An 11,875-nucleotide genomic window follows, 5' to 3' on the forward strand; every position below is an offset into this window, starting at 1 on the left:
CTCCCTTTTTCTATTGTTTGTAGAACTCCTTCTCGTCATAGCAGACCGGGATCCGGTATCACGCAAATCCATAATTATCCATGAAATTGATTCCAGAATATCTTATTTTCAATTTATATTGAAAGTTTTGAAAGTTACTTTCTATTTATATTTTATTTTATGGATACCGACTTGCTATCAGATAAGATGGAGCGCCCTATGCAACTCGACAGGAGCACCGATGAACAACTAAAAACGTTCATTGACGAGTTGGTCCGTCGACAAGACAGATCATATGCTACATTTTCAGTACCGGTCGAAGCCATTGATCCTCTCTGTTTCCTCGAGCATAACTGGGATGCCAACACTTTTCAATACTACTGGGAAAAACCCTCCGAACATTTTGCCATAGCGGCCAGCGGCCAAATGGTACATCTGTCCGCTTCCGGAACCGACCGCTTTGCAGATATGCATCGCCGGCAACAGTCCGTGCGTGAAGCCACGGCCTCATTCTCTTCAGTATTCCATTCCCATTCGGGATTAATGTTCCTGGGAGGTTTTTCTTTTTTCGATGAGCTTGATCATGCGGACTGGCATTCCTTTGAAGCGGCTTCTCTGACGGTACCCCGATGGCTTATCCTGCAAGACGGCAATCATTTTTCCGCCACCGTTGCCCTGGATGTTAGATCCTATCAAAACCCCGATGACTTGTACGCCGAGGTTATCGAACAGCTGGATCAGATCGACCGGCTGCTGGGCACCACCTCGAAGCTTTATTCGACCGCCGGTGCAGCGACCGCCGGCACTGCTTCTGTCAGCCCGTTAAAGCGCGGCTCCGAGGCCTGGATATCCTCCGTCAAAAAAGCCAGGGAACAGATTCGCAAGAACACTTTTAAAAAGATTGTGCTGGCCCGGCGGCTGTCGGTCCCCCGCGGGGATTCAGTCCGCCCCACAGCGCTGCTCAACCGACTGCGCAGCCAGTATCAAAAATGCAGCTGTTTTTTAATTCATCCGCCTCGTGGCAACAGTTTTCTGGGGGCTACGCCTGAACAACTGGTCGCCTTTCAGCATGACTTTTTGCGGACCGAAGCCCTGGCCGGCAGCATGGAGCGCGGTGAAACCGCAATGGAAGATATCGATCTGGAAAAGGATCTTTCGATAAGTGCCAAAAACCAGCATGAACATCAATTTGTCGTCCGGGATATCGAACAGCGGCTGCGACCCTTTGCGCACAGCATCCGTCGCAGCGACCGGCCCCAGATTAAAAAACTGCTAAACGTTCAGCATCTTTATACGCCAATACAGGCTGATTTAAAACCGGAGGCCACGGTTTTATCCATTCTTGCCCAGCTTCACCCTACCCCGGCGGTCGGGGGCTATCCCTGGGAAAAGGCGGCGCCCTTTATACGACAGCTGGAAGATTTTGAACGGGGTTGGTATGCCGGTCCGGTGGGGTGGCTCAACGCCTCCGGAAGCGGTGAATTTGCCGTGGCTATCAGAAGCGGACTCCTCGGTGACGATCAAGCCCATTTCTTCGCGGGATGTGGGATCGTTGCTAATTCCAACCCACAGGCCGAGTGGGAAGAGACAAATCTCAAGTTAAAGCCGATGCTTTTTGCACTCCGGTATGACTGATTTAGCCGCTCAAAACATTCCTTTTTACTGGGCGTCGATCTTCTTTCGCAACCTGTTAAAAGACGGGGTACGTCATGTTATCATTTCACCGGGATCCCGTTCCACCCCTCTGACCATGGCCGCAGCGGCCCATCCCCGCCTGCAGAAGCAAGTCATCCTCGACGAACGATCCGCTGCTTTTACGGCCCTGGGCATAGGCAAAGCGACCGGGCGTCCCGCCGTGCTCGTGAGTACCTCGGGCACAGCCACCGCCAACTACTTCCCGGCCGTCATCGAAGCCCGGCAATCCGGCGTGCCGATGATTCTGGCCACGGCCGATCGTCCCCCCCACCTGCGGTCGACGGGCGCCAACCAGGCGATCGACCAGCTGAAGCTGTTTGGCGACTACCCGGTTTTTTTTCACGAGGTTGGGGAACCGGTGCTGGGAGAGGATGATCTCAAACGACTGGGAATGCTCTCGCGTCAGGCTGCGGGGTTGGCCCGGCAGAAACGGGGCCCCGTACATCTCAACTTTCCTTTCCGCAAACCGCTGGAGCCGGAACCCGGCTTTGTGAAAAAAATAAAGGATGAAAATAGCGATGATCCCCTGCCCGGAAGCAACAAATTTCAGCAGGAAGAATCTTTTCGCATTCCTGATGAGATACAGCAGGCTATGGGGTCCGCCGAGCGCCCGCTCATCGTTGTGGGTCCCACAGCCCCCGGAGATGACACCGAGTCGATTGCACAGCTGGCTAAAAAATTAAACTCTCCGTTGTTGACGGAGTCAACCCTGCCAGATGACCAGCATGTTATCCATGGTTTTACGGTATTCCTCCGCAATGAACAGATCCGAAGACAGCTGCAGCCCGACCTGCTGCTGCGGTTTGGATTCCAGTCGACAGACAAAAGCCTGGAGAAAGCGCTTGGGGACTGGCAAACCGGCCGTCACTATCATTTTGCGAGCACCCCCGACTGGCACGACGCCACTTTCTCCGAAAGCAGGCATATCCCCTGGGGGGGACGTCCCCTATCGTTGGACCGCCTGCCCGGGTCCGACAGGGATTTGTGGCTGAGGGAGTGGAAGAGGCAGGAGCTGTTCGCTGAAGAGCATCTGCAGGCGGCGATGAACGGGTCGGAGGCGCTGACGGACGGACACATTTATCATCACTTGCTGCCTCAATGTCCCGATGATCATTTCCTAGCTGTCTCCAACTCTTTTCCCGCCCGGGATATCCAGCTTTTCGGAGGCCGGGTCACCCGCCGCCCGTTGTTTTTAAACCGGGGTGCAAGCGGCATTGATGGGGTGACCTCCACCGCAATGGGCCTCAGCGTGGGACTCAACCGGCCGGGCGTGCTCATTACCGGGGACCTCGCCTTCCTGCACGACGCCAATGCGTTGCTGAACCGGCGGATGATTAGCCGGAATCTGGCGGTAATCGTGATCAATAATGCCGGGGGATCGATTTTCCGGATGCTGCCTATCGAGCAACATAAACAGTATTTTGAAAACTATTTTGAAACACCGCAATCGGCCGATATTCACCGGCTTGCCGCCTCATTTGATATTCCCTGTCACCGGATTCAAACCCTTGAGGAGATCCGCCGGTTTGATCTGGGACAATGGCAAAAGCAGCACCGCGGGCTATCGGTGATGGAGTGCCGCACCGACGCCGAGGCTTCCATGGAGTTGCGCAGAACCTGTTGGAATTATTCGCCATGATGTTTGAGGAGATTAACCATCATACCTACGCCTACCGGATGCACCGGCAACGGACCGGACTCCCTTTTCTGTTGATGCTGCATGGATTTATGGGTGACCAACGTGCGTTTGATCATCTTATCGATGGATTGGGTGAATTTTGCAATCCGGTTACCGTCGATCTGTTGGGACACGGACAGTCAGCGAAATCCCCCGATCCCAGTGATTACCGCGAGGAGCAACAGGTGGCGGATCTCCGGGCTTTCATCCACCGGATGCATAGAAATACCGATGTCGACGGCGAGCTGTTCCTGCACGGCTACAGCATGGGGGGACGCCTGGCGTTGAAGACCGCCATGGCGGATCCGGCGCTGGTCGGGGGACTCATTCTCGAAAGTGCGAACTGCGGCATTCGCGATAAGCGGGAACGCAGCCGTCGCCGGCAAACCGACGAGCAGCGAGCCCGGGAGATTACCGCCGACTTTGACCGGTTTTTAAGACACTGGCAGCAGCTTCCGCTGTTTGCGTCCCCCGCAGCCAATCACGATAAAAAACTCCAAAAAAAATACAGGAATAATCAGCGCGAACAATCTCCGGAAGCAATAGCGGCCTCCCTCCGCGGCTTTGGGACCGGGAGCATGCGTCCCTGTTGCGACGAGCTTCCCTCATTAAAGCGGCCGGTGCTGCTGATGGCCGGAACGCATGATGAAAAATACCGACGAATCAACCGCCGGCTGGTACAGCGGCTGCCCGATGTCCGTTTTTCATCTCCAAAAGCCGGGCACCGGATCCATCTCGATAATCCTGGTGAATTTCTACAAGAAGTCAAATCATTTATATCCTGACCCGGTGGCGGGAACGCAATGGATTGATTTCAACCGATTTTAAATTGCTCAGTACCTTACTTTTCACCCGGAATCAAGGAACAGGTATTCTCCTCTTACCGGTCCCAAGCGCATTAAGTAATTCAAAACAGCTACTGACTGTTAAAATGTAACTCATTTGACAACCACTCACGACTCAAAACCCAAGATTATATCATTATGAACTGGAAAACCGTCAACACATACGAAGACATCACTTTCAAAAAGTCCAACGGTGTAGCGCGCATCGCCATCAACCGCCCGGAAATTCGCAATGCATTTCGTCCCAAGACATTATTTGAATTACAAGAAGCATTTTTGAATGTACGGGAGGATCCCAAGATCGGCGTCGTACTGCTAACGGGGGAAGGGCCCTCCCCCAAAGACGGCAAGTGGGCGTTCTGCTCCGGCGGCGATCAAAACGTGCGGGGCAAGGCCGGTTACAAGGATGATGCCGGCACGCCGCGCCTGAACGTGCTCGACCTGCAGCGGCTGATTCGCTTTATGGGCAAGGTGGTGATTGCCGTGGTACCCGGCTGGGCCGTGGGCGGGGGACACAGTCTTCATGTGGTGTGTGATCTGACAATTGCCAGCAAAGAGCACGCCATTTTCAAGCAGACCGACGCCGATGTGGCCAGCTTCGACGGCGGATTTGGCTCCGCCCTGCTGGCCCGGCAAGTGGGGCAAAAGAAAGCGCGTGAAATCTTTTTCCTGGGCAGAGATTACTCTGCCCAGGAGGCTTTTGATATGGGGATGGTCAACAAGGTGGTGCCGCACGGTGAGCTGGAAGAAACCGCCTACCGGTGGGCGCAGGAAATCCTGGAGAAAAGTCCCACCGCCATCCGTATGATCAAGTACGCCTTCAACCTGGTGGACGACGGCATGGTCGGACAGCAGGTCTTCTCCGGCGAAGCTACGCGCCTGGCTTATATGACCGACGAAGCCGAAGAGGGCCGCGATGCTTTTCTTGAGAAGCGCAAACCGAACTGGGATGAGTATCCGTGGATTGGATAGGTAGGAAAACGCAATTTTCGGCCTCCCCGCTTGGCTGTGTCCCGTTCCGATAATTCTACTTTCCTATTGCAATTTTTTTTTAATTAGACGGTCTGGGGCACCGCCTGAGTGATTTTGCTGTTATAAAATCCGTACCACATTACGACAATGAAACATAGCAGCGGTACCCAGTAAGCGATATGGATACTGCCGGTATAATCCGAAATTAAACCCATGACAGCCGGGAAAGCCGCGCCGCCCCCGACCGCCATAATCAGGCCAGAACTCCCCATTTTGGTATCCTGGCCAAGACCTTTGGAAGCCAGCGCAAATATGGTCGGGAACATCAGCGACATCCATCCGGAGATGGCCACCAGGGCAATCACACCGAGGTAACCGGAGCCTGCGATGGCCAATAATGTACTGATGATGGCCATCAGCGAAGAGAACACCAGCAGGTTGGCCGGTTTGAAATACTTCATCAGGCTTGTGTTGATAAAACGGAACAGGGTAAAAACAATCAACGAGGCAATATAGTAGGTAGATGCCGCCGACTCTCTTACATCTAACTCCTCCATCACATAACGGATGATAAAAGACCACACGCAAATCTGTGCTCCCACATAGAAAAATTGGGCAACCACCCCGAAAACATAATTCTTATTGCCGACCAGATTTTTTACACTCGGCCAGAATTTAATCGTTGTATCCTCGGTCGAAGCCTTTGGCATGCTGGTACGGTAGATAATAACCCACAACAGCAACAGTCCGAACCCGACGGCAACATAAGGCCCCATCACGGCATCCAGTTCTGCTTGTTGTATCCTTGTCAATTCCTCGGCAGACATTCCGGCTCGTTCTTCAACACCGGACAAATCGAGCTGGGAAAGAATATAGAACTTACTTATAACAACTCCGGTGATGGATCCCAGGGGATTGAAAGATTGGGCTAAGTTTAGCCGTCTGGTACCGGTGGCTTCTTCCCCCATTGCAATAATATAGGGATTACAGGAAGTTTCAAGCACTGCCAAACCACCTGCCAGTATATACAGCGCAACCAGAAAGAATCCGTACTGCAAGGTAATACTGGCCGGATAAAACAGCAGGGCACCCACAACGTACATTGCCAGCCCCAGCAGTACCCCCGCCTGGTAGGTAAAGCGTTTAATGAAAATAGCCGCCGGAACGGCCAGTGTGAAATAGGATCCGTAAAAAGCGACCTGAATCCAGGATGTTTGAAAATCGGAAAGACTCATAATCCGTTTAAATGCAGCCAGAAGCGTATCTGTCAGATTATGAGCAAGACCCCACATAAAAAACAAGCTGGTGATAAGTACAAAAGCCAGCAGCGGCGCCCTCAACCCTGATTTATTCTGCGGGAACGTTTTGGAATTTTGTGCATCTGTTGCTTCTGCCTGTTTATTCATTCTCAGTAAATTTTTCTACTGTATGTACAAAAAAGATAATTCAGCTTTTAATCTTAAAATACAATCTTTAGCTCAACGCAGCGCCCATCACTGCCAGTTTTCCTTCTGGCCGGGAAACCGCCAGCAGTGATGTAACCGTTTGCATACATAAACGATGTCACAGTTACATTCTATTAATTGGCGAGTTGTTACCCCAATAAAAAACCCTGGCAGGACTTGATATCCCGCCAAGGTTAATTGTTGTCACCTTGAAGTAAATATTTATATTTATAATTTACTTTACGAGCATCCCGTAGTCGACCCGCAGGTAATGCACTTCTGGCAGGTGCCGTTGCGCACCATCGTCATGCTTCCGCACTCGGGACACGAATCGCCGGTGTAGCCCATCTCCTTGGCCTTCTCGTAGTCGCTCTGATAGTTGTCGTCGTCAGCGGCCGACTGTGCCTGTTTTGCCGGTTGCGCCTGCGCGACGGCTTCCGGCTGGGTGGCATCAGGCTTTTGCTTTTGCGTCGGGTCTGTCCTTTTTGCCTTTTCGCGGGCTTGTTCGGCCTCTTCAGAGGGACGCAGTTTACGCGACATGATATCGTCGGCGGGGACGTGCGCCAGGTCGTCCCGGCCGAGATAGGTCACGGCCAGCTCCCGGAAGATGTAATCAATAACGGAAGTCGTCATCTTGATATGTGGACTTCCGTTAACCATTCCGCTGGGTTCAAACTTGGTGAAGGTAAAGGCGTCTACGAACTCTTCCAGCGGCACACCGTGCTGCAGGCCGAGCGAGATCGCAATGGCAAAGCAGTTGGTGAGGCTGCGGAATGCGGCCCCCTCCCGGTGCATATCGATGAAGATTTCACCCAGCTGGCCATTCTCATATTCGCCCGTCCGCAGGTAGACACTCTGTCCCCCGATCTTCACTTTCTGCGTGTAACCGGTCCGGCGGCTTGGCAGCCGCTGGCGGTTCGCCACATACTTGTGGATGATTTTTTCGGCCGATTCCAGCACTTTGTCCTGCGCCTCTGCCGTCTCTTTCAAGTCCTCTTCATCTTCCAGCTCCTCAAAGACATCACTGAGGCTATTCAGCGGCTGACTTAATTTCGAGCCATCACGATAAAGAGCGTTGGCTTTCAGCATCAGCTCCCAGGAATCCATATACGCGTCCTTAAAGTCTTCCACGGTCGCTTCATTCGGCAGGTTAATCGTCTTGGAAATCGCTCCCGAAATAAACGGCTGCGCGGCGGCCATCATCCGGATGTGTCCCCCGGGCTTGATATAGCGCGTCCCGATTCGCCCGCACCGGTTGGCGCAGTCGAAGACCGGCAGGTGCTTGTCTTTCAGGTGCGGCGCTCCCTCCACGGTCATGGTCCCGCACACATAATCGTTCGCTTCCTGGATTTCCCGCTGCGAGTAGCCGAGATACTTCAGCATGTTAAACTGCGGATCGGCCAGCTGCTCTTCCTCCAGTCCCAGTTCCTCTTCACAGAAATCCTCGCCCAGCGTAAACTGGTTAAAGGCGAACTTGATATCAAAACTGCTCGGCAGCGCTTCCTTGATCGCCTCCAACTGGGAATCTCCGAAACCTTTCTCCCGCAGGCTCTCTTCATTGACATGCGGGCAGCCCTCCAGCTCGCCGTGCCCTTTGGCGTAATCGATGATCTCCTGGCGCTCCCTGGGACCGTATCCCAGATTCTCGAGTGCTTTGGGGACGCACTGGTTGATGATCTTGAAATATCCGCCGCCGGCCAGCTTCTTAAACTTCACAAGGGCGAAATCAGGCTCGATGCCCGTCGTATCGCAGTCCATAACCAGACCGATGGTACCAGTCGGGGCAATGACCGTTACCTGCGCATTGCGGTAGCCGTGCTTCTCGCCCATCTTCACGGCTTTTTCGGAATCCTGGCGCGCCGCCTTCAGCAGGTTATCGGGACATTCATTCGCATCAATGCCCATCGGCTTGACGGTCAGTCCCTCATATTCATCGGGATCGACATTAAAGGCCGCCCGCTTGTGGTTGCGCACCACCCGGAGCATATGCTCCTTGTTGGCTTCGTACCGCTCGAAGGTGCCCAGCTCACTCGCCATTTCCGCGCTGGTGGCATAGGCATTCATATGGATAAGACTGGTCAGTCCCCCGGCTATAGCACAGCCTTCAGGGCTGTCGTAGGGAACGCCCCGGACCATCAGCGCCGCCCCGATGTTGGCGTATCCCAGGCCCAGCGTGCGATACTTGTACGAAAGATCCGCTATTTCTTTGGATGGGAACTGCGCCATCAGTACGGAGATCTCCAGCACGACGGTCCAGAGCCGCGAGGCATTCCGGAGCGCTTCCACATCAAACTCATTGTACTCGTCCGTTTTGAAATACTTCATCAGGTTGAGGGAAGCCAGGTTGCAGGCCGTGTTGTCCAGGAACATATATTCCGAGCAGGGATTGCTCCCGTTGATCGGCCCGTCTTCGGGACACGTATGCCATTCGTTGATGGTATCGTGATATTGCGCTCCCGGGTCGGCGCAGGCCCAGGCCGCGTTGGAAATATCATCCCAGAGTTCACGCGCCGGCATGGTTTTACAAGGCTTTGGCTCGCGCCCTTCTTCCTCGGCTTTGCGTTTCTCCGTTCTCCAGTAAAGGTTCCACTCGCCGTCGTCCTTGACGGCCTGCATAAACGTATTGGGGATACGAACCGAATTATTGGAATTCTGTCCGCTTACCGTACGGTAGGCCTCCGAATCCCAGTCCGTATCGTAGGTATCGAACTTCAGGTCGGTGAAGCCCTGGGATGCCAGCTGAACCACGCGTTCAATATAATTGAGCGGCACCTGGTCATCCTTGGCCTCTTTAATGGCTTTTCCGAGCTCCTTGTTTTTCAGCGGGTCGCGGCTGACCGCCCCGTTGAAAGTACGGCCGTCGATTTCCACCGGCTTGTTACAGAGCTTGATAATGTTCTTGAGATGCTTCTCCAGAATTTTCGATCCCGCAACCATCGAAGCCACCTTTTGCTCCTCGCGGACCTTCCAGTTTACGTACTCTTCAATATCAGGATGGTCGAGATCCAGCGTAACCATTTTGGCGGCCCGTCGGGTGGTCCCTCCCGATTTAATCGCTCCGGCGGCCTTGTCCCCGATCTTCAGAAAACTCATAAGTCCGGAGGACTTCCCTCCCCCGCTTAGCGGCTCTCCTTCGCCGCGAATTTTGGAAAAGTTACTTCCGGTTCCCGAGCCGTATTTGAAAAGCCGTGCTTCGCGGACCCAAAGGTCCATGATACCGCCCTCGTTTACCAGGTCATCATTAACACTCTGGATAAAGCAGGCATGAGGCTGCGGATGGCTGTAGGCGTCGTCCGACTTGGTGAGCTCGCCCGTCTTGCCGTCCACATAATAGTGCCCCTGTGACGGACCGTTAATGCCGTACGCCCAGTGCAGGCCGGTATTAAACCACTGGGGACTGTTGGGAGCCGCCATCTGGTTGGCGAGCATATAGCAAAGCTCATCGTAGAAAACCTTCGCATCTTTTTCGGAGTCAAAGTAATCGTGTTTCCAGCCCCAGTAGGTCCAGCAGCCCGCCAGGCGATGGAATACCTGCCGGCTGTCGCTCTCGCCGCCGTATCGCTCCTCCTCATCGATATCTTTCATGGCCGCTTCATCCGGCCGGGATCGCTGCAGCCACTCCGGTACTCCTTTCTCCTTAACGTTCCTGGTCTTCTTCGGTACCCCGGCCTTGCGAAAATATTTCTGCGCAATAACATCCGTGGATACCTGCGACCAGGACTTGGGAACAATCACATTCTCCATTGAAAATACCAGTGATCCATCCGGATTCTTAATCTCCGATTTCCGACTCTCAAATGTCATATTTTCAAACGGGGTCTCCCACTCTTCCTGAGTATAAAAACGTGTAAATTTCATATAATAACTGGTTCCTTGACTAATATTTTTACTTGGATAGGCCTTTCGGGTATTACAATAACTTGACTATTTTGCCTTGCTATAAAATATAAAGGACTTGTGCTCTGGTACAAGCAAAAACTGAATTACTTTTCCACAAAATCGGTTAGTTATCCACAATTAATTTACTGCTACACCAATTTTTACCGGAAATATCCGATATTCAAAAAATTATAGTGTGGATAACTTTCCGAAGTCATTCAGGAGAAAATTAATTCACCATAAAATGAAATCCATTGGGAGCGATGCCGACGCTAAAAGAATCCACTGCCGTGCCCTGCAGATCATAAATAAGCGCCTGTCCGGCCTGACCGTATCCCCTGCTGTCTCCGACATACAAGCGCTCCTGGGTCGGCAGGTAGCCAATGGCATTAAAAGAACGCGGAGAGAACGGTTCTTCTTCGACCGACAAGGTGTTCATATCAATCACGGATATCCCGTCATTTAATAAATAAGCGCGGGCGTGTTCGTTGGCCAGTGCAATACCGGAAGGGTGTCCCCCGGTTGCAATGGAGTCGATAACCGTAGCGCTGCTCCCGTCGATAAGATAGACGCTTCCCGGCTTATCATTGTCGGGGTCCCGCTCCCAGTTCTCGTCATAAGCGATTAAGCCGTTGCAAACCACCCAGAGACGGCCGGACATATCCACGCTGATATCCGCGGGTCCCGCCCCCACTTCAATGGTGTGATCGACGGTATGACTGGTCGTATTTATAACAGAGATCGTATGGTCATTGCCCGCCCCGTTATTTGCGACATAGGCCCGGTTATCCAGGCGGAAGATCGTTCGCGGTTGGGAACCAACGGATATCCTTTGACCGGTCTCTTCAAAGTTTTCCAGATCAATCACCGTAATACTGCCATCATAGAGGTTGCTGACATAGCCCGTCTGGTTATTTATAATTTCAAAGTCAGTGGGAGTGGTCGACAGCTCAATCGTTGCCACACTTTCCAGCGACTCAATTTCCGCGACTTCAATCTTATTCGCATCGTTCAAGACAATAAAGACATGCTCGCCGGCTATTTTGGAGGATTGGATGATGCCGGCCAGGGGACGACCATTGGCATTTTCAAAAGCTTTTTTAAGGATACTTCCCGATTCAGGGTCATAACTTGTCAGCGAACCATCGCTGTCACTGAAGTTTCCTTCATTCGTGACATAGACGGAGGAGAGCTCCAGGGGGTCGGGATTATTCCCCCCATCCGCACAGGAACTGATAAGAAAAGGGATCACCAGGAGAGAGAGAAAAAGTATAAATCCTTGTTTCATGATAATGTAATTAAAAATAAATTATAATTGATAAGTTGCTGTTAGAGAAAAGGTGACATTTCTTTGTGGCATTGCATACCACTGCATAATTTCG

At 52.5% G+C, this 11,875-nt stretch carries 7 protein-coding genes; 4 read left to right on the top strand and 3 right to left on the bottom strand.

What is annotated here, in order from left to right; all coding sequences use genetic code 11:
- Positions 1-186 precede the first annotated feature (186 nt).
- The 4 genes from ACESLU_RS06470 (at position 187) to ACESLU_RS06485 (ending at position 5,169) form a co-directional block, all read left to right on the top strand.
- Positions 187-1,614: an isochorismate synthase MenF gene (locus tag ACESLU_RS06470; protein ID WP_372636785.1), complete on the top strand. Its 1,428-nt coding sequence runs from the start codon at positions 187-189 to the stop codon at positions 1,612-1,614.
- A complete protein-coding gene (menD, locus tag ACESLU_RS06475; protein WP_372636788.1) occupies positions 1,607-3,313 on the top strand; it encodes a 2-succinyl-5-enolpyruvyl-6-hydroxy-3-cyclohexene-1-carboxylic-acid synthase in 1,707 nt (568 codons plus the stop codon). The genes ACESLU_RS06470 and menD overlap by 8 nt, the downstream gene beginning before the upstream one ends.
- A complete protein-coding gene (gene menH, locus ACESLU_RS06480; protein WP_372636791.1) occupies positions 3,295-4,137 on the top strand; it encodes a 2-succinyl-6-hydroxy-2,4-cyclohexadiene-1-carboxylate synthase in 843 nt (280 codons plus the stop codon). Before menD ends, menH begins: the two co-directional genes overlap by 19 nt.
- 195 nt (positions 4,138-4,332) lie before the next feature.
- On the top strand, positions 4,333-5,169 hold the full coding sequence (locus ACESLU_RS06485; RefSeq protein ID WP_372636801.1) for a 1,4-dihydroxy-2-naphthoyl-CoA synthase: 837 nt from the start codon (positions 4,333-4,335) through the stop codon (positions 5,167-5,169).
- Between the two features lie 83 nt (positions 5,170-5,252).
- On the opposite strand, the gene fucP is transcribed toward ACESLU_RS06485, so the two are convergent.
- From fucP to ACESLU_RS06500, 3 genes are all read right to left on the bottom strand, one after another.
- Positions 5,253-6,575, bottom strand: a complete 1,323-nt coding sequence (gene fucP / locus ACESLU_RS06490; RefSeq protein WP_372636793.1) for an L-fucose:H+ symporter permease — start codon at positions 6,573-6,575, stop codon at positions 5,253-5,255.
- Positions 6,576-6,854: 279 nt separating this feature from the next.
- Entirely contained in the window at positions 6,855-10,472 is a 3,618-nt protein-coding gene (locus ACESLU_RS06495; RefSeq protein WP_372636796.1) for a vitamin B12-dependent ribonucleotide reductase, read from the bottom strand.
- A 250-nt stretch (positions 10,473-10,722) separates the two neighbouring features.
- A complete protein-coding gene (locus ACESLU_RS06500; RefSeq protein ID WP_372636798.1) occupies positions 10,723-11,781 on the bottom strand; it encodes a YncE family protein in 1,059 nt (352 codons plus the stop codon).
- Positions 11,782-11,875 lie beyond the last annotated feature (94 nt).

This window comes from Fodinibius sp. (assembly GCF_041642155.1).
Classification (GTDB): domain Bacteria; phylum Bacteroidota; class Rhodothermia; order Balneolales; family Balneolaceae; genus Fodinibius.